Genomic DNA, 23,902 nt, shown 5'->3' on the forward strand with positions numbered 1-23,902 from the left:
ATGTTGGATAGTCTGCTTTTCCTCCTGTTAAGGTGTCAGACCATCTCCCATGTATTCCTTTTGTATTATCAATGTCTACATCTATGGAATCTTTCTTATTGTTGAATTAACCCAGCCGATAGTTTGTGAAGAATAATACTTAAACTAATGGGTGCTTTAATACAATAGTTACTTAGGCAGCTACTTTTTCGGGGCTAATAGGGCAGTTACTTTAATTAGTTACACAGAGTATTCGAACTGTTCATTAACTAATTTCGACAATAAATATCGAAAGGTACAAAAAAATGTCTAATAGATTTTGTTAAGATTATTAACAATAATAGTATTGTTAATATCAGGTAGGCATACCAGGCACATCCATACGAAAGATTGGAACACCTAAAATTAGGAGAGTGAGCATGTCAAATTCTTTACTTATCGAAAAAGACTTAGATAAGTAGTGACCAGTTGGCTCCATGCCTACAATCACTTGATTTAACTTACACCCTTTAACAAGTTGGGTAATCCAATCTAGAAACGAATGAAATCCTGCTTTCGTATTTTCAAAGAAACACGTTTTACCTAGTTCCAATCCTCTAAAATCTTGTGCTCTCGCGACATGATTGTGCTTGGCTATATCTACTCCGACAATTAAGGTTTCAGAAGTAATTTGAGAGATTTTATGATTTTGGTTATAATTCATGGTGAGACCTCCAAATAGATGTATTGTCCTTTTTAGCTGGCCAGCTCAGGACACATTCATCTTATCAAGAGGTCTTTTTTCGTTCAAACCTCATTTTCAGTTATTACAGGAATGCTGCCCCGATAGTTGCATAAAGAAAAAGCTGCCTTTTAAAAGACAGCTTCGATCCTAAGCTAACCAGTAAGACAAAATAAAAAAGGCCCAAACCCCTGTGATATCAAGGATTTGAGCCTTTGTTAGTTGATGACCTGTGAGGGATTCGAACCCACGACCCCTTCCCTGTCAAGGAAGTGAAAGTAATCGGATTATAACAGATTTAGTTGGAAAGCGTTGATATAATAGGCCTTTATTTTTTCTATGTATGATGTAAACAGATGTAATTGGTGGTAATATGATTGGTTTTGCCACCAATATACCACCAGCTAAACCCCTTGCGTTACAAGGTTTATTAAATAAAAACTTGAAAGTAAAAATCTAAGTCAGTTACTGTTTCTTATAAAATTACTTGCAAACACTCCTCATAAAATATATTTGATGTAGCAGTCGTTAAGTTGAAAAGATGGCAAACAAAACAACCCTCTTCCTTCAATTAAGGAGGAGGCTATGCTGTCGTGAAAGTGACTGGTGGGACTGGTTTTATCCTTTTGAATCATTACATCATGCCGCCCATATAGTTTCAAACTGTAATATATTTAACCATAGTAGAAATAAACCGCGTAATATCAACATTCTACAGGTACTATGTGTAATATCTTTAACCTGAATTTACTGCGATTTATTATATTTCGTTAGCAAAATGTTAGCAGTCAATGATATGTAATTGACTTGATGATTCTTATAACAAAAGCGATGCAAAGTCTATATGCATCGCTTTAAAACAGTGGTTGCATAATACACATGTCCCGATGTATGTGGTAAACATGATTGCTGGTGAGTTCAAAATTACCATTGTAAAGAAGGTATGATAATAAACTTAATCATATCTTCTTTAGAACTTAATTATTATTTTCCACAAGTCTATATGCAGTTGCATTTCCTTTCCGTTCTGGTATACGTTCAATGATGCCACTTTCCATCATTTTTTGGAAAATACGCTTCATTACATTTTCTGAACCAATATGGCAAATTTGTCTCGCCTTTGAATTATTAATTTCACTATGATGAGATAAAAACTCGGCTATTATATCTGCTGGAGAATCTAATGGTTCATGTCTAATAAAAACAATTACAGAGTTCTCCCTTTCTTCGATAATTGGTTCTTTAAGTCTTAAGTCAACCATAGCCTCAAAAGCAGCGTCTAAACCTTCACCCACATCTTTGTTGGGAGGGTTTGGGAATTTATGTATCAGCCGAACAATAGATCCGTTCCTCGCAAGTTGCTCATTTAATATGTTAGTAACAGTTATGTGGCCAGGCAACTTTCCAGGACTCTCAATTTCTATTCGATTATCGAAAATTCTTATATGGGTGTCGGCCGCAATACTGTAGTCCCTATGTAAGACTGCATTGGTTATTATCTCTTGTAATGCAACCTCAGGATATTTTACATTGCTGAAGCCGGTCGCTGTTAATACTTTAATGTCTTCTAATTTATTAATTGTTGTATTCACTGCATCAGCAATTTGTTGATATATACAACCTTCAATTGTGATTGGTTCAAAAGCAAGAGATTCTCTTTTTGGCTCTAATGTTGTGTATCTATATATTTTAACGGAACTGCGTTTAGGGAGTATAGCCTGCGGTTCATCATCAAAAAGCAGTATGCCCCCTACAGTAGGCTTTCCATCTCTAATAAGGAATTGTTTTTTCAACCATTTTTCAGGCTCCTGAGTTGGCGCTATTATAGGTAAATATTTTTGAATAGTATCCGATTCACTGATACGTTCAACATCAATATCAATTGTTTCTGTTTCAAAGCTTACGATTCCCTTATCATACCTAAGTCTATCAATGTCTTCAGCAGTATCTACTGGTAAACTTTGAGCACCGCGTCTTTTGTATGGTTTCCCATCAGAAGCTTTTACAATCTCGCGGGTACGGAACACTTCTACTTTCAGAACCAAGCCATTACATTCTTTATTTTTTAAAAATGTATAATTAAAATCTTGCCCCAATGGAAAAAGTTGCTCAAATATCTGTATGTGACCATTCGCAGCCTCTATGTCTGAGAATCCATCCCATTTTCTAACCTTATTTCCATCTACTTCCTCTTCATTTATACCAATATACAACTCCCCTCCATCAGCATTTGCGAACGCTGCTATTGTACGGGAAAGTTTAGCTGGTTTTATCTGAAATGATTTTAAATCGCTGAAATGATCTTCTTCTAAAGCTAGTATTGTTTGTACAATTTCACTTGAAATTACCTCAGTAATTATCGGCATACTAATCCACTCCAATTTAACTAATTCACATTTCTCTATCTACTTTCACAACATACTAATAATACCAAATAATTCATAACTTTTCAAACATTGTAAAAAGAGTGAGTATTAAACTCGATATTCTGTCACGGACCTTAGCAACCGTTTTTTCTCATATGTAATTTATTACAAAATGATTATCTGATCTTCCAATCATCCCTATGTGAAAATTAATTATAATAAAAAGTTGCATCTCTCCCATTAAAAGGTTGTATTAACCTTACAAAGGTAAATCCCCAAAAGGGTCAGAGCTGCTACCTCTGTCAAAATGCTGTCGTTTGGTAGTTTCGACATGAAAAACTATGAAAAGAATATAGAGCGTGGGAAATCCTTATATCACGTTAAATAAGAGGTGGTGAGCTGAGCCGAGCAGAAAATCAGCGTAGTAATCATTAGTCAAGGTCTTTTGCTGCTGTTTTCAGGCCGGATTACTAGACTTAGAGGAGCGGGAACGGCTTCTTGCAGTAACGGTTCGGTTGGAGTTTCGGGAGTTTGGGCACTTATTACATCATGCTACCCATTCATTTTCATATATAATAGGAACAAATAGTGTTTTAAAAAAAGCTTTAAATCAATGTTTTTAAGTAGTTTGACTTAAATGTTTTAAATGCGATATAAAACATTGGAGGACAAATAGGAGGACAAAAAAGGACTACTATGTATATATAAAGCCCTTCTCATTTGAGTGGGGCTTTTTTCCGCTTCAGCAGACAATCCTTTTATTTTCTTTCCCCATGCTCTTTGTCAAAAAAATCCAGGGTAAAATTAACCCTGGCTTTTTCGAGATTGTGGATTACTTCCTTACAACCTCAATACTAAAAAACCCCTTCCTGAAAGGAAAGGATCAAAATAAATATGTGTCTATTTTTTCGAGGCATTCCTCAATTAAATCTTCAACCACCTGATCATTAACCGAATCCGTGCCATTACAAGAACGAAGAATTCTTACATTGCGAGAACTCCAATCCAAGTTTTTCAATTGATCCGACAGAATCACACCTGTCACCGGAACCCGTTAGGAACTGGAATTCCTTCGTCTGGAAGAGGTACCTCATAAGGGTATTCCTTCTCTTGATTCGTGATCGGACAGATGGAACAGAATCCTGTGGACTGATTGAATACTATAGGAGATAAAACAATGGCAGTCCTTCTTCCGGCCTGTTCATGACCTGATTGTGGAAGTTGGAGATTATGGATCACTTCCTTTGATTAGCAAGCAAATTACTATATAGAAAAAAGCTCAAAGCCTAATGCTTCGAGCTTTTAACGTTATATATCAGGTTATTGAACTATAGCACCCTATAGTTGAAGAAGGACGATAACCAATTTTATGGCTATCGTCCTTTTTTATTTCCTACTGAACAGTATCGTTGTACTGTGCAACCAATAACTTTGTGGTATTAGTTAATTCTCCTCCATATTGTTATATTATCTGTGATACATCAAAATAGAAGTTGCCACATTCGACAACTCCTTGGTCAACAAATGAATGGATTTATGATTGTTTACAGTCAAACGTGGATAAAGGAAACACGTCAACTTGACAATTCACTTAACCAATTATCAAATAGCCAATTCAATTAATATCACATTTAAACGTTAATATCATTTGAAAATAAAGCCGTTTTTCTTTTTTTAAACTCTTCTTTCGGAATTAGTCCACCATCTCTCAAGGACTTAAGTTTTTCCCACTCTACCTTTCGCTTTTCTCTCTCTTGTTTTTCAACATAAGCCCAATCATTAGCTGTGCCACCAGATGTCATTGCATCTTCAAGATCTTTCCCACTTAAATCCCATAGGAAATCCCATTCGCTCATAATACAGATTCTCCAATCTGAAATATATTGTTTAGATTTTATTTTTGATAATATACCAACAGTTACGCTAAAAATAATCGTCTCTTAATGGTTGTGTCTGCCAGTATTTTTGTACTACAGCAACTGCTTTTTGATTTTTATTATGAGCAATTTTTGTTCCAAAAGATGACGTAATAAATCATAATAAGCATTCTTTTTAAATATGTCTGACCAACATTTACTACCTTCTAAATCTCATTGCAACAAATTGTTTTATAGGTTTTAACAATAGATTTGCAAAACCATCTTCCTCATCCTGCATTTCTTTCAGCTCTAGCCCTTTCTTATCAAGACGGTCATACAAGTTATTAATTCTTTCTTGGTTAAAGTCTTCTTTAGCCGCTTCTTTTTGAATAGTTTCCAATAAATCTTTGATTTCCAAATACAGTAATTCTGTTCTAAAATCTCTGATTTTCTTTTTTCCTTCTCGCTCATTATCAAAGTGCTTCTTTAGCTGATCTAATAAAACGGATGCTCCTTCTATCCAAACTTCTCTTGGTACTTGCTGTAACCCCTTAGTTACTAGTTCTATCCCAGATGATCCATTATTGTTATTCTTACTTGGATTTGGATTACTCTTAACTAGTTCAAAATCCTTGGAATCAACTTTTTGACTCACAATTTTTTCCTCCCTACCACTTTTTTTCAATCAATAAAATATAACCATAGTGATGCTTTCCTTAGCATTTTAAATTATTTAAATCACACTTCTTGATCAACTAATTATCTTTAAATGCTCACTTTTTTCTCTACTGTTTTTTATATTCTACCATTAAAATCCAGTGTTTTTATTAAATTTTACTCTGGTTAACTTAAGTACATTCCTTCTCAAAAAATAGTGAATCCTATTACATAGTATTGGTCTGCTACGTAATATAAGTGTTAATCTGGACATTTACACTGAAAGTCAATTGATACCAAATAGCATCTTTATTCTTCAATCTACGGCATTTTATCTTATATCACATGAAAGATTGTGCTGGTAAACAGTCTGTCATTCTTAGGTACAATTCTTGTCCTTATGATGTAAATGCGATATCAAAAGTGGTATTTTCCTATAGCTGTAATCACCCTGTAATAAAAATAAAGCGACCAGTGTAATGTAAATGGTCGCTTAAAGTCAGTTCCTCCTCGTGAATCGACTGCTTTGCTCCACATGAATAGCTTTTACTAAGTAACTATAGAAGCCTCCTGGGTTCCAAGTCTAACCATCTTCTCTACTATCATCCCAATCCTCTTCTCAATCTCCTCCCTTCTCAACCCCCTGTCCAGCTGCAGGCTCCACTGATGAATCGTAAACGAACTGTTTTTAATTGAATCACTCCGCTCTCCTCCGCCTGCATACAGCAAAATCCCGTGTTCTGCTCTTCTTGCCGTCAAGTAAGCGAGCATCTGAAAGACGTTGATGTTAATCGAAGAATCGTCTCGGCGTGAGATATATTTTAAGTCCAGTATGATCTCGCGGCCGTCTCTTGTTTTTATTACTACATCAGGGATAATCCTGATTTTCCCTCCTTCAGCGAGGGAGTCATGCTTTTGTAGGCTTACTTGCATGCCGTACTTACCCAGTTCCTTTGTCAGCCGTTTTCCGATATACATTTCAAACAGCTCGTTCATATCAAGAAGAAAAGAGCTGCTTTTCCTGTCGCCAAGCTCAAAGCTGAGTGCTGACGCCTGCCAATATAATATCGCCCACTGAAAGGCAGGCTTGTAATGCATATTCAGTCTTGTTACCGGAAGATGCTCGATTTCCTTCAGCTGTTCTGCCGGGACTGTGCTTTTTTTCAATGTAAAGCTATCTAACTCCCTGCCGAATATATTCCTTATCACCCGCAAATCCTTCAATACAATTGGATCCTCGTACTCTCTATGAAGCATATCAGCTAGGGTACAGACGATAATATAGTTTTCCTTCACATTTTCGGTCAGTTCGTCGTACCGGCAGTCAAACTGATAATCATGCTTCAGCCAAAGCCGGAGAGTACGTTGCGCCTGAAGTTGTCCCCTCACAGCCCGAGAGGGTGCTTCCTCAGTAATATAACCCTTCTTAATTCCCCGGGAGTATATCTTCTTGCATTCATGGAGGAAAAACTTAACGACCCATTCCAGATCGCCCAGCTGCTTTTGAAAACCTGTTTCTGTTCTGCTCCATTGGACAGAACTCAAATCATAGGCAGCTGCAAGCCAGTCCCAGATGACTGGGAGATCCACCTTTGGAGAGATCCGGAACGTATAATTTTCCACGCGAAACACTCCTGCAACTGCTCCTGCCCGTAGGCTGTAATGGCTTTCCCTGCCTGTATGCTGCAGTTGCACAACATTGGAATATGCCTGCCTTAGTTTGACCGCTGTCTCTTCCGGCAGATATACATCGTTCAACTGTTCATATTCCTTCAGCTCGATTACTTGTTCATCACTCATTCTCTTCAGCACCGTTCTCAAGCATAAAATCAAGCTCGAACTGCTCCAGCTTCTGCCTGTCATGGACAAAGCACTCCTCAAGGTAAGGCATAATCTGATATTTCCAGATACGCCTCAGCTTCTCCATAGAAAGATTCTGCCCAATAAAATAACTGTGGCCGATAGAAATATCAGGATCACCGATTATACCATTCACTTTTTGCACTAAATCAGCTACCCAGGCCATCTCCGGCTCATTGTCCAAAAGATAATTCTTCAGGACGCCCTCTGTCTCCTTCGCAGAAAATGGAATGAACTGAAACCTTCTCCTTAAAGCGAAATCAATTTGCGCCAACGAGCGGTCAGTAGTGTTCATCGTTCCGATTACGTATATATTTTCAGGCACAATCAATTTCTTTTTCGAATAGGGTAGCGGTACAGACGTATTCCGGTACTCCAGGGCATACAGGAGCTCCCCGAATACCTTCGCTGTGTTTGCCCGGTTGATCTCATCGATGATCAGCACATATGATTTCTCCTGGTTCTCCGGTTTCCTTGCCTCCTGGCAGAGGAACGTAAAAATGCCGGGCTGCACTTTCACCGAAAGCTGCTGTGACCCTTCCTCTCCAGCAAGTTCCGGGCGTAGACCTTCAATAAATTCCTCGTATGTGTAGGATGGGTGGAACTGGATCAGCTCAATCCGCTGCGGCTGCTGGGTTAAAATTTTTGCGAGGCGCTGTGCGATAAAGGTTTTTCCCGTCCCTGGCGGCCCATAAAAAATGACCTGCCGTTTTTCGGTGAGGAGCTCGAGCCATTCCTCCATGCTTTCTTTGCTTACATATGTTTCCTTTACTGCGTCCTCAATTGTGTACGGCTTTCTGCTCCCGGTTCGCTGCTGGAGAAACGATTTTAGCTCACTGATAAATCCCCTATCATCGAGAGCCTGGACAGCTTTCCCTTTTTGCAGTTCGCCTTCTTCATTTACCGTGTACAGATCCGCATGATAAAGCTCCTCGTCCTCCCAAATTATCATCAGGCTCATCATATCTTCCTTCGCCTCGCCCCTGTATTGCCAGATGAGATTGTCCGTGTATTTTTCGTTGAGTCCCGCTTCCTCCCAGTCGGCCGTCTGCATTTGTGAAAACTTATAACCTTCTTCAAAAAGCACATCCCGGATTTGAAGCGCGAATTCATCTTCCTCGATTGGGTCAGTACCGTCTCCGACCGGGTTGGGCTCTGCTTCAGATATCGTGGTCACATAGTATAAGAAGCTACTAATCGACATCATATCAAGCTCATATGTTTCCCTTGACGATTTCACAATGTCTTTATTCAGCTCATAAAGCTTATTGACGAAAAGAAAATACCTATTATGTTCGGCAGCCTGTGAGTCCTCGGCCAGACTGTAGCCTAAATATTCAAGACCGTCCCGGCTGGCTTTATAATAGATCGGATATTTATCTATGCCCTGGATGCCCCAGAAAAAGCTGAGGAAGAAGGTCATATATTTTATCGTCGGGCATTTTTGCGGTGGAAAACCTTGCTCAATCGCCTTTTTCTTCAGTTTTTTAATATAACCTCCAAAACGCTCGTATTTTTCTTTCGTCCAGCTGAAGTCTTCTTTTTCATGAGCCGGGATGTAAATTGCTGTTAAAAATTCATCTTGAAGCTGGCGGACGGTTTCGGTGTACTCCGCCATATTGTACAGTAGGTTAAAGAACATCTGTCCCGAGAAGCCGCTGAATCCCCATAAGTTAATGCGTTCCCCTTCAAATTCCCGCTTTGCTTTCGTCTTTTGGTCAACCTTTCTCTTAAACTCTAATATATCGATCTCGCCGTTCCGTAGTTCGTCCAGCTCTGTGAAATCAGAAATGAACATCGATCTTTCGTGTAAAATGAAGTGGTTCCTTAATCGCACTGTTTCGTCTTTATCATATAGGTGGACCCACTCCTCTAGGGATCTCGTTTTATATCCCACTGTCTTTTCCTTTACAGTGGAGCCCTTGTACAGCTCGTCCTTCAGTAAGGCTACAAGTTTATCGATATCTTCATTTGAAGTAAGCATGATATCCGTTTTTTGATTCCCTAACTCAATGCCGGATTTTCTTACCTCAGCCATGTTCACCTTATTCGTTAAAATCACATGAACATGCTTATATCTTTTTCTCGGCGCTGCAACAACAATTCTCTGCCCTTTTGAAAAGTAAAGCATCCTCCCGTCCCCCCGCTCAGGTGTGGGGCTGTCGGCAGAAGAATCTACAATATCATTATTGAATAGCTGCTTCTCCAGATACTCCATCAAACTCTCGGATTCTTTATTAGCCTGATAGATTTTCTTCGTTTCAGACTCGTTCCAGCGAATTCCCTTATTCACCACGAAAAACCGCCTCCTGTATTGCTTTATGTATTAGGTACACATTTCGACATTTAGAAAAAAATTCCTGCCGATAAGCCAAAAGTGGGACACAGGGACAGGTCCACTGCCCCCGAAAATTTAGGGACACGGTACTGTCCCTCTGTCCATTGTCATCCCTTTAAGTGCCAGCTGTAATTTAAATGAAAATTCTCGGTCTTAAGTCGCAGAATTAAGAATAATAACTTTTTCAGCCCTAATAAGCACTGATAAATGCTTCCTGTAAACTTTGAAGCGAAAATAATGGAGCATAAATTCCGAGTAAAATAACCGAAGAAGGGGCATAAACATCTGCTCCGCTAAAGGGGAAACTCAAATGGCTGAAAGTGTTGCTATTGAGCCATTAAACAGATCACGAAATACGTGTATCAGCAGGACAGAACAGTTCTATTAATATCTAACAGCTAATTTTTACTCATATAACAAATGAAGATACTTATTGCACAGTATGTGTCTACTACGCTTCTCCGACTTGCTTATTAAACATTACTGCCCCATTACTTTAAGTATATTATTTAATAATCTCCTTTACACCTTAAACATAAATATCAAATCTCCTTATTGAATGTTATTCCAGAAAATGGCCCGATTGTTAAACTCAGGTTAACAGCGATCTTAAACTAAACTGCCCCGTTCGTATTATAAGGTCAGCAAGTAAATTATTTCTGGTTAACCTTTTTTTATCGATATATAATACTACAAGTCCATTTTTCATATCAGCATTTCCTTGTTCTAAAATATGGTCGCTAGAATTGTCTGTATAGTTTCAGGAGTTTGGCGATTGACCCATAGTAATTTGCAAAACGTCCTCATGTTTATGCTGTTCCCAAGTGAAAGTAAAAAGAGCCAAGGAATATATCTCCTCGACTCTTATAATTAAACATATTCTGTTTTACTGGTTATTCTTCGTTTTCACAGTCACTTTAAATCCATCATCAAGTTAACTATATTTTTGCTTGACTTCAGCAATCCACTCTGGAAGTTTAGCAGTTAGCGTCATATTATGCCTTAATAAATTACCAGCTGATTGATTGGTTGCCTTACTAAAATCAACGTTGATATAACAAGGTTTTAAAACCCTAATTACATCATGCCGCACTTTCATTTTCATATATAACAGAAAGAAATAGTGTATAAAAAAGGCTTTAAATCAACATTTTTAAAAGGTTCGACTTAAATATAGTAAATATGATATAAAACATCGGAGGACAAATAGGGGGACAAAAGAGGACAAATTGAGATGTAATAATGTATAAATCCCTTCTCAATTGAGTGGGGCTTTTTCCTCTTCAAGATACAATCCTCCTTAAACTCATGGATAAACGGAACTAAGAAAATCACCTGTACTCTTAATAATCGAGTCGCACTTTTCTCTGGAATTGCGAACCTCCCAGCCGGAAAAGAGAAGAAAAAGCACATGTGGAAAGCGAATGTTAAGGTTAAGTTCCTTCTTTATATCTTCTACTTTCATGTGATTTGTTTATCCATCACAACTCTTTCCTGTCCAATCCTCATTTTTATAAGTGCATTTTTATTAATTTAGCCATTTAAAAAATAATATTTGTCCTACTTACTATTTTCCGGTAACATTTCCTACATATACAAATTTCCAATACCTGAAGAGGGAGATAAATATTATGGAACAGGCAGAGAAGCTTTTAGTAAAAGTAAACGGCAACAGGTTTTTCAGCAGAGAACAGGACCTATTGTCAAAATATATTGACCTTGTTAAAACTGAATCACTACTAGAATTAGCAAACACCCTAGAAGAGACAATTTTTTCTCTAACATTTATTCAACTGAATCAAGAGATAGAAATAATAGAAGCTTATATTCAATTTTTATATGAAGTTTCTAAAACCACCGAAGGTAAGGAAAACATTCAACTGTTACTTTCAGCAAAAAAAATTCTCATAATACTTGCTGATTTATACGAACAAAATGGATGTGTGGGGATAGCTTTTGACTACTTAGTAAAAGTAATAAACCCTAATTTCAACCATTTGGATAGAGATAAAGTCAAGATTGATGCAGATTATAACACTTTTAAACTGGCAATGGATTTCGAAATAGAACATTCAAGGACAATCTTCCTTCATTATTGTTCTACCTATTTTAATGTAATTTCAGTGTTGGGTCATACCTTAGAGGAAGCAATAGAAACATACCAGTATAGTAGCATTTATGCCAGAAAAGAAAATGTCGAAGAAATTGATATTAAATATTGGTGTTCTGTCTCTTCAATCCTATTTAAATCTAAAAATGATACATTGCATCGTGTTGTTAGTATTCTAATAGATTTACATAGAGGTGAGCATAATGCATCTAGAAGGTTTATGATAATTGAAGCTTTACTCAGGAATACTTTAATCTCTCCCCGTGAGAAGGCTACCCTTTTTAAAGAGGCAAGAAATTTAAAGGTATATGGTATAAACAATGTTATAAAAAAAGCCTTAAAGTTCTGGAGCTTTTCACTTATAAGTCCTGTCAACGCTCCTCATGTAAGGGAAAGCTTTTTGGAATTATTAAAATTTATAATTGAGGCTTACCCAGACAAAGTTCAGCAAAGATTACAAAAAACTCGATTTAGTTGGGTAATTAATGAAATGATTTCCCAGTTATTATCCCGGGAATATTACTATAAACTAGCTTTTGAATTAGCTTTTAGGTGGCAAACCAATGAGATTGGCAGGAGGATAGAGGTGCCAAATGATCGATTGTACATAGTGGCAATTGCTACTATGGAGCCAAATAAATGTTGGTATTTAATTAAACTCGGTAATTCTATTCAACTTAAAAAATTTGAAAGTAAAGGGACTTATTCGGAATTTGCAAGCAAAAAAAATAAAATTGAGTCAAGTTGGCTAGCGATGTTAGAGGAAAAAGAGTCACATGAGCCTGTACTTCCTGGTAATCCTGATATTCAAAGGGAAAATTCCGAAGAGTACTTAGATAGCTTCAGATCTGTATATTGTTTGGATAAACTAATTGAAACAGTAACTTCATTAAAACCTTTTAATAGTGTACAAATTTTTGAACTTTCTGCAGCAAATGTACCTATACAATCTTTCCTAAGTAAAAGTTTTAATGGAGAAATTCCGATTTCGTTGTTAAACTCCTCAGAAGCCAAACGACAACGCGAACTAAAAAAGGCTTTGTTTTGGATTAATCCAGACCAAAGTCTTTATATGGCAGAAAAAGAACGCGATGCTATTTTATTCATTTTGAGAGAAAAAGGCATTGATATGAATAACATAATAATGCGATATGCAAATGAATGCACGAAAGAAGAGTTTTTAGAGCTATACTCTGACCCATCTATTGATCTTATTTGGATATCAGGACACGGTGAAAGAGACTCTGATAATCCACAAAGAAGCTCTCTAAAAATATCAAGCTCCGAAGAAATATTCTTAAGTGATTTGGCCAATTTATCTATTCCAGGAAAAGAGCTAGGTAGACGTCTAGTTGTCCTTAACATGTGTGAAACAGCGAGTGTATATATTCGTTATAACTCTATGGATTTTTTAAGTATCTCCTCTGTATTAACAAATGAATATCAATCTGTTTTAGGACACATGTGGCCAACCCATTACTTAACCTCTGCCACCTTCGGTTCTTTGCTTTTTTTGCTTCTAATGGAGGAAAAAAATTGGTCTCATGCAATAAGTAAAGCCCAATATATAATATCTAAAGGTAGTACTGAAATAGTTAAATACTTTCGTCAAATTTATCCTGAAGGTGAACTGGAAATATTAGATAGGATTCAAAACCAACAAAGTATTGAGATGGAGATTATAGCAAATTGGGGTTCTTCTACCTATAGTTGTTAACAGCCAAAGTTTTTCTTATGGACTAATAGCAAAAAAGAGCAACACTCCATAGAAGATGGGAATGTTGCTCTTTTTAAGTAAAGAAAATGTAGGGATAAGGTAATTTAAGTACTTGTTGATTTTTCATTTGTGCTTTTTCTTCTTCAACCTGCCCCGTTAGCAATCCATGAAGCACAAAAACCAGCAAAAGTTCCTATTAAAAAGTATGTAAAGATAAAAAAGACCCCCAACCAAAAAGATTGAGGGTTCGAAACGTTGATAGGTACTCACGACGAACCCCCTTTAAGAGGTTCTATAAAAAAGCTATTGAGCAACGCCCACCAAACTGGCCGTCTTGGAATCATAGACCACATTGGTAATCGAGCCATCCCGAATACGACTTACCGCTTCATCAATCACGTGCAGCGGCACAAGGAACCATTCCTTTGGCCGTACAGGGTGGCCAAAGCGGTCATGGATGGTGAGGTCGAGCTGAGCCGGTCTCAAACTAATATCCTGTTATAACGAAAAAACCTTGATATCACAAGGATACCAAGGCTCTGTTATAGTGACCTGTGAGGGATTCGAACCCACGACCCCTTCCCTGTCAAGGAAGTGAAAGGAATCGGATTATAACAGATTTAGTTAGAAAACGTTGATATAATAGGCCCTTGTTTTTTCTTTATATTATATAAACAGATGTAATTGGTGGCAATATGTTTGGTTTTGCCACCAGTCTGCCACCAATATACCACCAGATAAACCCCCTATGTTACGAGGGGTATCTTGGTTTTTAAATAAAAACCTGATTTTCCATTAAAGTAGAAATCTAAGTCAGCTACTGGTTCTACTTACTAACCATTCCCCACATAAGTAATTAGAAAAATATTAAATATATTTTATTATTTTATGTAGCAGTCGTTAAGTTGAAAAGATGGCAAACATATCAACCCTCCCCTATAATTAATTAACAGGATGCTATGCTATCGTGCGAAGTTACTGGGGGGACTGGTTTTGGCTTTTTGAATCATTACATCATGCCGCCCATTCATCAAGTAATAAAATAGAAGAAAATAGATTGATAGAATCATTGATTTAATGGGATTTTCAGATTGCATTTAAAATGTTATAAAATAGAATAGAAAATGACTATGAGCAAAATTATGAGCAATTTTATGAGCAGTGGGAAAGGGCCTTTTACTTACCCTGCTCCAAACAAACTATTTTTAAACCGTATTTTTTTCGTTCTTTTATGTGTCCATATAATATGAAGAAATACGAAATAAAACAATCCTTGTTATATCAAGGTTTAGCGTTTTTTACTACCTAAAATGAAAATGAAATAATATCCCGTTATATATGTTTCGTGGTCAAAATATGATCAAAATTAAAAGGTATTTGTCATATAATTGTAGTTCCAATATGGTGGAGAAAAGTTAAAATAACAGTAGAATTACTTTGTTAAGTCATAATAGATTTAACATATTAAATAACTGTATATTAGCACATAAAAACGCTTGGATAAAACAAGCGTTTTTTCGATCCTTATTCAAGAAACGCGCCCTATTCTTGAAGACTTGAATTCGAGATATGATCTTCCGTTTAAGCCCCAGTTTGTTGAAGCCTTAGTTTAAAGATAAATAAATACTAAAAAAATAACCTTCTTCCGATAGACTGATACTATTTCCATGGCAGAGTATCATATATCCCTTCCCACGAAGGAAAATTAAGCCGATTAGAGAATTCACCCTCATATCCAATTAAATTCAAAAGAAGCATTTCAGTATAATACACTCCCAACTGGTTTATTAAGAACTTATCATGTGTAGAGTAACTATCTATACTTGTGTTACGTTTTGGGTGAGCTATATGATTTCTGTATTTTACTAATAAATGGGGACCAGAATCAAACCCATCACTGTATTTCTTGAGCTCACCACTGAGAACAGTTTTTATAGAGAGTTCATCTAATATTGTTTCTAGATTTGTTTGAAAATTATTTTTATCGAACTTTGTTTTACTAATGATTTGAGGGTTTTGTTGAGTTAGTAAAACAAAAGATAGTTTTTCTAAAGCGATTTGGGAATTGATGGTCTTATTTTCTATAAATGTTGCATTTAATGTTTCAACATACCAATGTATAGTTTCTTTTATAATTCTCTTTATAAACTCATCATTAAACTTTGAAGCCAAATTATGGAATAGACTTTCAATAACAGTGCCTTTTTGTTTAGGAAACCAGTTAGGCACTTCACGAAAGGGGCTCATTAAAGGCACTGAAAATTCCCTATATTGCTCCCCCTCTTGGTCTTCCCCGATCTTTATTGGAATACCTATGTGTCTACCTGCACAAAGAGTAAAAACCCATACAAATATCTCTTCTATTTCAGAAACCTCTGATTTCTTAAACTTACTCCCATCTTTTTTTTCTATTTTTATAATGTGGGTAATATTGTGTCCGTTTCTATCCTTTAAGTTTGAAAAGATTCTCTTATCTTTGTAATCATGACGTAGTTGGAAATTTAATTTCCAGTCTTCATATTCTATAGTAATTCCACCTCGATAGTGAAAATCACCTCTAGTGATGTTGTCTCCCAGATACTTAACGAAATTATTTACATGCAAGTAATAACTGTCCATATAAAAATCTTTATCATCTTTTAATTGATATAACACCATACCTTTAGCTACATGATTATTTTGTACTAAATCTAAGCTTGCCTTAGTTGGTAACATCCCAGGAACTTCTAGAATAATATCTTTCTCATCCATAAGTGTATGGATATTTACTTTTTCAGTTTCACCTAGAAATCTAATGGTTGGTTTTGGATAAAAGTAAAATTCAATAATGCCGTATAATTGGACTACCTGACTTTCGCTTAATAACTTAAAATTACCTTCATAAATTTTAAATTTATCATGAACCTTAAAAAAACTGGAATCAATAGCTTTAGTTGAATGCAAATTATCACTCCCTCAAATAAAAAAGATGGCCCTTAACATAAAGAAAGGGCACAATTCTTGCTGCGGAATTGCGCCCATTTGTTGAAGAAGGTTAAAAGTTAAATTACTCTGTTATCTTCATTTACTTTAGCAAACCATCTTATAACCTGCTGAGCAAGAATATCTAAGCATTCAGTAAACCCCTCTAATTGATCTGTTGGACATTCCATACCCTTTTTTTCATAATTAGTTTTTGCATGAGCAAACATGTTTCTTGTATTACTAATTGCATTAGCAACTTCTTCAAAAGCTTTTACTTTATCGTCATTTTTACTATCCTTGTTCAATTTCCTTGTAAACTTTAAGAATTGGGGTGCTTCTGTAACAATCTCATTTAGGTCACAACAAGTTTCAATAGTTAGTTTTATAGCGAAATAGTCTTTTTGATTGTTCCTGTTACCTTCAAAGATTTTACCTAATTCTAGTATGTAATTAGCGTCTGGATTAAGTGCCCTAGGGCTAAATAATTTCTTGGTGGCAGAATTAATAAGATCCTGCTGTATAACTGTTTGAGATACGTATTCTATCACCTTGGTATATGTTAAAACCAATATCTCATAATTCGCGCTAGAAAGGGAAGAATTGTACAACTTTAACAATTCATGTACCCCTTTTCCTCGTAACAGTGGTCTAAGTCTTGGTGTATCTGTTCTGTATTCGAGTTCATCCTCTAAAGAATCGTAGGATATTCTTGGAGACAAATGTATACCAATATTTAATGTGGATTTTAGCTCAAATAAATAAGCATCAACTAGGCTTTCAATTATTTTTAAATCTATCGTGCCCTTGGCAGAAATTTCTATAAAGAAATCAGACTCATCCACTGGTGGTACATGCTTATTAAAGAGATCATCTATTATTAACTTGATTCCATAGCTTGTTAAGCCATTTACAATATTTATTGTGTACTCTTGATCATCTACTACCTCTGTAATAGTAGGTATATCAAGACCAACACCATATATCAATTCTTGTATTTGGCTGTCTATATAAAATAACGCTACTCTTTTACTGATTAATTTATATTCATCAAAATCAATTATTTTCATAGCTCCATAAACTACATCAAGTAATTCACCAATTGTATGTTCTTCTTCATAATAAGAATGGGGAAACCAAGTAGGTAACACATAATTCTCATCGATGATTAAATCTTCATCACCCTCCTCATCATCCTCTTCATCATCATCGTAAAGATACACGAAGTCATGTTGGATACCGTAATCGTCAAAAAATTTTATTAGTTCTCTTACCTCTTTTTTAAATTCCTCAGAAACAAAGCTAACAGTCATTCTCTTGCCTCCTATTATTACAATTCACGCTATTTAATTAGACTTGAATAAACAAATATAGCCTCTATCGGTATAATATCATTTTTTTTAACCCCGTTACTTTAAGTAGATCCTTCACACCTCTTTTCAATAAATATCCGGATTTACCACCGAGTGTTATTCAAGAATCTGGCCCTTTAGTTGAACAAAGATCCCCAAGTATCAAAATAATACTCTATACAAACCTAGTTTACATTAAAGCTAATTATAAGAAAAAAACCTGAAACGTTTTAGTATCAGGGGTTTTTATGATTCTGCTATTTTTAATATAAAAATTTATTTTTCATAAACAATAGGAGCTAGATTCATTCCCACGTTTTTAGCTGCAATATATCGTCTGTAGCCGTCCGTAAGAATTTTCGTATCTCGATTAATCGTAATGGGCTCATCTAAGTAGCCTGTCCGTTTAACATGATTTATGACTTGCTGTGTTTTTTCAACACTAGGATGTGAATTTAAAAACTCCTCCGTTACAATAATCTGATCTAGTAAAATAAACGCTTCTGTTCCATTCTGGCTTCATTTTTCCTTTCACCCCTTCTGAAGTTTAATTATATACTCTATTGACCTGTTAGGGGTACCGCCAGCGAAACACAGATTAACAACGCTAAGGGGCGTAGAACCCAATAATCCCTTGATATGACAACGTTTAGAGAACCTTCCTAATCTCCATATGTCATAAAGTCCCTTAATCAAATGAAATATTACATAACTTGAATGCAGGCTTTTTGACATGATGAATTCAAAGGATATTAGGCTTGTCATAAAGCGTACTTTTTGACATAAACGCTTAGCGTTGTAAGTCTGCAAAATGATGGTGCTACCCCTAAAAGAAGGTGATTAACTTGTTAAAATTCATTACATCAATCAAAGTTGGAGATAGAAAACATAAGAAAATGAAACGAGTGTAAAACAAATGAAACTTAATATTTGGTTGTGGAATGTTTAAATTATCAAGAGCATTAAATCCGTGAAGGATTTATGCTCTTTTTTGTTGAAGTTTACTGAGGTAATTGGAATTGATTTATCGTATAATTAAACGGTAATATTTTCCTAGTTATGTTGAGTTAAATAATAGTATGAAAGTGGGTGTATTATCAAGTGATAATAAATTTTGATAAATTAAATGCAGATTCTAATCTAGATCCAATTCTCGATCCTAAACAAATATTTGATGTATTGCCGAACAAATCAAAAAAATATGAAGAGTATCTTAGAGATGTTCAAAGTACAGTGTTAGGTAAGTGGTTTGCTGATTATCGAGATAAAAAAAATACTGTTCTAAAAATGAATACAGGTAGTGGGAAAACAGTTGTAGGCTTATTAATTTTAAAATCTTATATTAATGAAAGTAAAGGACCTGCAGTATACATTGTCCCCGATAATTATCTTGTAGAACAAGTTATTAATGAGGCTATTGATCTTGGTATTCCAGTCACTAAAGAACCTAGGTCTAACGATTTTTTAAATGGCAAAGAAATTTTAGTAACTAATATGCATCGAATTATAAATGGCAGAAGTGTTTTTGGAGTTGAGGAGGTAAAACAAAATATTGGCTGCATGATTATAGACGATGCACATGCTTGTATCAAAGTCGCAGAGTCACAATTTAGCATTTCCCTCCCTAGAGATTCTGAACCTTATAATAATTTACTTACTATTTTTGAGGAATCTATTAAACAACAATCTGAAACAAAATATTTAGAAATAAAAGATGGTGAAAAAGGCAGCCAACAGCTCATACCTTTTTGGGATTGGAAACAAAATTTAGATCGAGTAAGGCATATTCTTCATCAAAATAAAGATAATGCATTATTAAAGGATCTATTTTTCAACTGGCCTTTAGTAAAAAATAACTTAGAGTTAGCAAACTGTATTATTACTGGCAATGAAGTTTTAATTTCCTTAGAATATTTACCTATTGAGATTATTCCAAGTTTTGATGAGTGCCAACATAGGATATTCATGAGTGCAACAATTGACGATGATAGTATATTAATTTCTCACTTTAATATAGATAAATCTGAAATTGAGACAGCTGTTACCCCCCAAAATGCAAATGATATTGGGGAAAGAATGATTTTAATCCCTCAAGATATAAATCCGAATTTGACTGAAGATCAATTAAAAGCTTATTTTAAATATTTAGCTAAAAATTATAACGTTATCGTACTGGTTCCTTCAACATATAGAGCGAATTATTGGGAAGATTCAGCAGATTTAATAGTGAAGGAAGGAACGAATTTAATTGAAACGATAGAAAAACTTAAGAGCCAACATCTCGGAATGGTAGTATTAATAAACAAATATGACGGCATTGATCTACCTAAAACTGCATGTGAAGTACTAATAATTGATGGTTTACCTGATGTTCGAAGTGAATTTGATAAAATAGAACAAATTGCTTTAAGAGGAAGCAAACAAATACTTAAAAATACAGTACAACGCATTGAACAAGGAATGGGAAGAGGAATTCGTTCTAAAGATGACCACTGTGTCGTATTTTTAATGGGAAATTCTTTAGTTCAAAATTTTTACCAACAAGATGCGAGAACAATATTTACTGAAGCTACACAAAAACAACTAGAATTATCACAAAACCTATCAAATCAAATGCAAAATGCTAGTATTAAAGATATAGACAGTGTAGTAAACCTATGCTTAAAACGGGATAGCAATTGGATTGAAACTAGTAGATCCACTTTAGTAAAAGTGAAATATCATGATAAGAATCATTTTGAGGATTTGATTATACAAGAACGTGAAGCATTTAACCAAGCACAGATAAGGGACTATACAAAAGCAGCATCTATTATTCAAACCTTGGTAAATGAAGTTTCTGATACTAAACATAAAGGATACTTAAAATTCAAATTAGCAAAGTATGAGAATTTTTATAGTTCCGTTAATGCTCAACAAACTATGAAGTCAGCTAAAAAGCTCAACAATCAGTTAATACATCCAATTGAGGGGATCGAATATGAAAAAGTACAATTTAAAAATATTCCTCAAGCCAATAATATTAATGAGTTTTTATTACAAACATATTCAAATATAAATCAATTCATAATTACATTTAACGCAATTATTGACAAACTTATCTTTGCTCCACACACTTCCCATCTTTTTGAACAAGCTCTAAAAGAATTAGGAGAACACTTAGGATATGCATCTCAAAGACCAGAAAATGAGTTTAGAAAAGGTCCAGATAATCTTTGGGGAAGTGCTACAAATTATTATTTTGTAATTGAATGTAAAAATGAAGCATACACAGAAACTATAAGTAAAGAATACTGTAATCAATTAAATGGCTCAATAGTCTGGTTCGAAGGAAAATATCCTGGTAATGTGGACTTTACACCTATTCTAATTCATCCTAACAAAAAATTTGAAAGAGCAGCTTCTCCTGATCCTAATATTCGCATTATTAATACTGAAAAATTAGAGTCGCTCAGAAGAAATTTACGTGAATATGGAAAACAAGTTGCAGCAGCTAATTATGAAACAAACACTATTTCCAGACTTTTGAAAACTTTTAACTTAGAACCATTGTTGTTTAGAGAACACTATACAGTAGCGTTTGTAAACTAAAATAATAATTAAGGCCTCACTACATGAGTGAGGCTTTTTCCATTTCTCTAACCATTTCTGTTATATCTAGATCACACACATTTACATAGTGTTTTGCAGACACATCTAATTCCTTCATATATGATTGCTCTTAATTCGGTCTTTTATATTAATATAGTCATTCTAGTCACGCCGGTTCTTTTGCTAACCTGCCTTGTTAGTTGCTCCAAAATCTGATTGATTAGAAAAAGACGCCTTCTTACTCAAGAAAAGCTACGCGTTTGCCCAGAATTTTGCATGGATGTCTGTTATATAGGAATGTTGATATTTGAGACATAAAGAAGATCACCATTTCGATGGTCTTCTTCAACTAACGCGCCCGATTGTGGAACAAAAATAGCATATTTCTTTTTTTGCCTATTTAACATAAGATCAGTTGTTAGCAGTCACAATTTGAACCCACAAGATAGAATTTAGCCTATATAGAGGCAAGGCATACAAAAATAACGGCTAATTGAAGATTAGCCGTTATTAAATTTACTAACTTTCCACCTTTTTCTCTAACTTTGTGTAACGCTGTTCTAGATTATGTCTCGTATTACGCTGCAATTGCTGTTTGAGCCTAGGGTCTTTATCGCTAAGCATATTAAATTTGTCCTTATCCGCCACTTCATCATAAGTAGGGATAGGCGTACCGTTACGTAAAGCAGTTAGTACGGTTGACTCCCAGCTGTTTGGGCTTGAATTTGGAAATCGTAAGTAATGTCTTAGGACGAACTCCCAATCTATGCATGTTTTATCGTCAGAATTTTTCACTATTCGGGTATACAATTTGCAAGCTACCGCTGATGAAGCGAATTTGGCTAAGGCCAATGCTTCTTCCCGACAAGGCCCCTCGGTATTTGTATCTTTTGCTAACAACGTATGTGTTCCAATCATTTCGGAAAAAGCCCTATTTGATGTAGCTTCATTTTTCACTGAATCGCTGCGCGTATTCAACTGTGCAACTTTTTTGGCATTTAGCATGGCAATGACCTGCATTTCCTTTAGGACCATGATAAGAAAACCACCAACTCCAGGAGGAGTGGAATATTCAGTCTGAAGGTTCTGATCAATCGTAAACGCCTGTACAAGGGCACGTTCTCCTTCTGGAGTGATTAATTCTAACTCACGCCATTTTTTGGCTGTCAAATGATACTGGCCGTCTAAGAGTTGCTTCTTATGCTGAGTTTCCATTTCATCCATGTAATCGGTTTGTTTCACCATTTTGATACGTTCCGATTCATTGAACAGGAGACGAAACAACACCAATTCCGAATTGAGGAGTGCCATGCCGAAGGGTAACTTTCTTATCCCCTGTTCAATCTGTATCAGACTTTCATAAATGGTATGATACATATCATTTTCGGCAAATCCACCTGTATATATCATCATTTTAGAGTCCAACGATCGCGTTTCATCGCCGGTTCCATCATCCGTGAAGATGGGATACCGAAGGCGCCTTATAAACTTCCGGAACAAAAGGTTGAACGTTTGGAATGACAGAGGCGATTGCGCACACTGATTTCTTAGATACGCGGATTTCAACAGAAACCATTTATCGTCTTCACGTTCATATTTGTGAAACGGAAAAGAACTTGTCGTGCTTGTCCACTGCAATGTTTCTATAAAATTAGAATGGAAATAATAATCCTCAATGCTATGCAAAAGGTGCCCGAACCGGACAAGTACATCTCGCCGCTCTTGATGGCTAGGAGGGTATTTTCTGATTTCCAGCCACCGTAGTTCCAGCTTCGTTAATTCCTCTGAGAGATAGGCGATTTGTTCCTCGATATAACCGATTAGCCCTCTCTGTCCCCGCTGATACCAAGCATGCTTGCGCTGTGCTTCACCCTCAAGATACGGCGGAAAGTCTATATGTTCATGTGGATAGTATTGGGTATAGAACTTATGGAATACCCGATTTACTTCATCAACGCTTACTAGTTTAATTTGAGAATGAGGATTGGGAGAGGTCGCGTTCTTTAGTAGTAAGTCAATACCCGAATTGTTAGCAAACAACTCATGCGTAACGAAAAGTGTACAATAACGGAAATACTCTGCCAATGCGCCATATCGATTTTTCCCGGGCCTCGCGCTTCCAAGTAAATCATCCATCCAGCTTTGTACACGTCCTAGCCCCAAGGCTACACTAGGCGGCCCGAGAATGGGAATTCCGGTTGAAAACAATGCCCGTCTCCATACTTTTTTCTTCGCGCTCATATGAGCAAATGGATCACGGTACTGAGAAATATCTGTCAGAAAGTTACCAAGCTCTAGATAGATCCAATCTTCATCCGGACTTATATTCTGCAACTGTTGGATGGTTCGGAAGCTCACAAGGGCATGCGTCTTAATATCTCCCACACAGTT

At 35.9% G+C, this 23,902-nt stretch carries 12 protein-coding genes, 2 tRNA genes and 1 pseudogene; 3 read left to right on the forward strand and 12 right to left on the reverse strand.

Features of this window, described 5'->3' with window-relative positions:
- Positions 1 to 406: 406 nt before the first annotated feature.
- From ACFX4I_RS01080 to ACFX4I_RS01115, 8 genes and pseudogenes are all read right to left on the reverse strand, one after another.
- Positions 407 to 682, reverse strand: a pseudogene (locus tag ACFX4I_RS01080) (IS110 family transposase); the annotation flags it as partial.
- A 244-nt stretch (positions 683 to 926) separates the two neighbouring features.
- Positions 927 to 1,027, reverse strand: a tRNA-Ser gene (locus ACFX4I_RS01085).
- Positions 1,028 to 1,677: 650 nt separating this feature from the next.
- Positions 1,678 to 3,066: an ATP-binding protein gene (locus ACFX4I_RS01090; protein ID WP_377418506.1), complete on the reverse strand. Its 1,389-nt coding sequence runs from the start codon at positions 3,064 to 3,066 to the stop codon at positions 1,678 to 1,680.
- Positions 3,067 to 4,107: 1,041 nt separating this feature from the next.
- Positions 4,108 to 4,305: a type II toxin-antitoxin system PemK/MazF family toxin gene (locus ACFX4I_RS01095; RefSeq protein ID WP_377418509.1), complete on the reverse strand. Its 198-nt coding sequence runs from the start codon at positions 4,303 to 4,305 to the stop codon at positions 4,108 to 4,110.
- A 392-nt stretch (positions 4,306 to 4,697) separates the two neighbouring features.
- Positions 4,698 to 4,922: a hypothetical protein gene (locus tag ACFX4I_RS01100; RefSeq protein ID WP_377418512.1), complete on the reverse strand. Its 225-nt coding sequence runs from the start codon at positions 4,920 to 4,922 to the stop codon at positions 4,698 to 4,700.
- A 220-nt stretch (positions 4,923 to 5,142) separates the two neighbouring features.
- Positions 5,143 to 5,580 (reverse strand): hypothetical protein, encoded by a 438-nt coding sequence (locus ACFX4I_RS01105; protein ID WP_377418515.1) that lies wholly within the window; start codon positions 5,578 to 5,580, stop codon positions 5,143 to 5,145.
- A gap of 551 nt (positions 5,581 to 6,131) precedes the next feature.
- On the reverse strand, positions 6,132 to 7,382 hold the full coding sequence (locus ACFX4I_RS01110; RefSeq protein WP_377418517.1) for an McrC family protein: 1,251 nt from the start codon (positions 7,380 to 7,382) through the stop codon (positions 6,132 to 6,134).
- Complete coding sequence (locus ACFX4I_RS01115) at positions 7,375 to 9,738, reverse strand: McrB family protein (protein WP_377418520.1); 2,364 nt, start codon at positions 9,736 to 9,738, stop codon at positions 7,375 to 7,377. The genes ACFX4I_RS01110 and ACFX4I_RS01115 overlap by 8 nt, the downstream gene beginning before the upstream one ends.
- Before the next feature lie 1,673 nt (positions 9,739 to 11,411).
- Between ACFX4I_RS01115 and ACFX4I_RS01120 the strand changes: the two genes are divergently transcribed.
- Both ACFX4I_RS01120 and ACFX4I_RS01125 read left to right on the forward strand, forming a co-directional pair.
- The gene (locus tag ACFX4I_RS01120; protein WP_377418523.1) at positions 11,412 to 13,607 is read left to right on the forward strand and encodes a CHAT domain-containing protein; all 2,196 of its coding nucleotides are present in this window, start codon (positions 11,412 to 11,414) and stop codon (positions 13,605 to 13,607) included.
- A 255-nt stretch (positions 13,608 to 13,862) separates the two neighbouring features.
- Positions 13,863 to 14,111, forward strand: a complete 249-nt coding sequence (locus ACFX4I_RS01125) for a hypothetical protein (RefSeq protein WP_377418526.1) — start codon at positions 13,863 to 13,865, stop codon at positions 14,109 to 14,111.
- A 44-nt stretch (positions 14,112 to 14,155) separates the two neighbouring features.
- On the opposite strand, the gene ACFX4I_RS01130 is transcribed toward ACFX4I_RS01125, so the two are convergent.
- The 3 genes from ACFX4I_RS01130 to ACFX4I_RS01140 form a co-directional block, all read right to left on the reverse strand.
- Positions 14,156 to 14,256 (reverse strand) — tRNA-Ser (locus ACFX4I_RS01130).
- Positions 14,257 to 15,266: 1,010 nt separating this feature from the next.
- Positions 15,267 to 16,550, reverse strand: a complete 1,284-nt coding sequence (locus ACFX4I_RS01135; protein ID WP_377418529.1) for a YopA family protein — start codon at positions 16,548 to 16,550, stop codon at positions 15,267 to 15,269.
- Between the two features lie 98 nt (positions 16,551 to 16,648).
- On the reverse strand, positions 16,649 to 17,881 hold the full coding sequence (locus ACFX4I_RS01140; protein ID WP_377418532.1) for a hypothetical protein: 1,233 nt from the start codon (positions 17,879 to 17,881) through the stop codon (positions 16,649 to 16,651).
- A gap of 1,140 nt (positions 17,882 to 19,021) precedes the next feature.
- On the opposite strand from ACFX4I_RS01140, the gene ACFX4I_RS01145 reads away from it, so the two are divergent.
- The gene (locus ACFX4I_RS01145) at positions 19,022 to 21,511 is read left to right on the forward strand and encodes a DEAD/DEAH box helicase family protein (RefSeq protein WP_377418535.1); all 2,490 of its coding nucleotides are present in this window, start codon (positions 19,022 to 19,024) and stop codon (positions 21,509 to 21,511) included.
- Positions 21,512 to 22,030: 519 nt separating this feature from the next.
- Here the strand turns inward: ACFX4I_RS01145 and ACFX4I_RS01150 are convergent.
- The gene (locus ACFX4I_RS01150) at positions 22,031 to 23,896 is read right to left on the reverse strand and encodes a hypothetical protein (RefSeq protein WP_377418538.1); all 1,866 of its coding nucleotides are present in this window, start codon (positions 23,894 to 23,896) and stop codon (positions 22,031 to 22,033) included.
- Between the last annotated feature and the right edge of the window lie 6 nt (positions 23,897 to 23,902).

The sequence above is a fragment of the Peribacillus sp. YIM B13472 genome (genome assembly GCF_042788005.1).
Lineage (GTDB): Bacteria > Bacillota > Bacilli > Bacillales > DSM-1321 > Peribacillus > Peribacillus simplex_E.

Excerpts from the sequence above, each read along its gene's own strand:
- ACFX4I_RS01140 (WP_377418532.1), bottom strand. The coding sequence starts at position 17,881 with ATGACTGTTAGCTTTGTTTCTGAGGAATTTAAAAAAGAGGTAAGAGAA.
- ACFX4I_RS01090 (WP_377418506.1), bottom strand. The coding sequence starts at position 3,066 with ATGCCGATAATTACTGAGGTAATTTCAAGTGAAATTGTACAAACAATA.
- ACFX4I_RS01120 (WP_377418523.1), top strand. The coding sequence starts at position 11,412 with ATGGAACAGGCAGAGAAGCTTTTAGTAAAAGTAAACGGCAACAGGTTT.
- ACFX4I_RS01100 (WP_377418512.1), bottom strand. The coding sequence starts at position 4,922 with ATGAGCGAATGGGATTTCCTATGGGATTTAAGTGGGAAAGATCTTGAA.
- ACFX4I_RS01110 (WP_377418517.1), bottom strand. The coding sequence starts at position 7,382 with ATGAGTGATGAACAAGTAATCGAGCTGAAGGAATATGAACAGTTGAAC.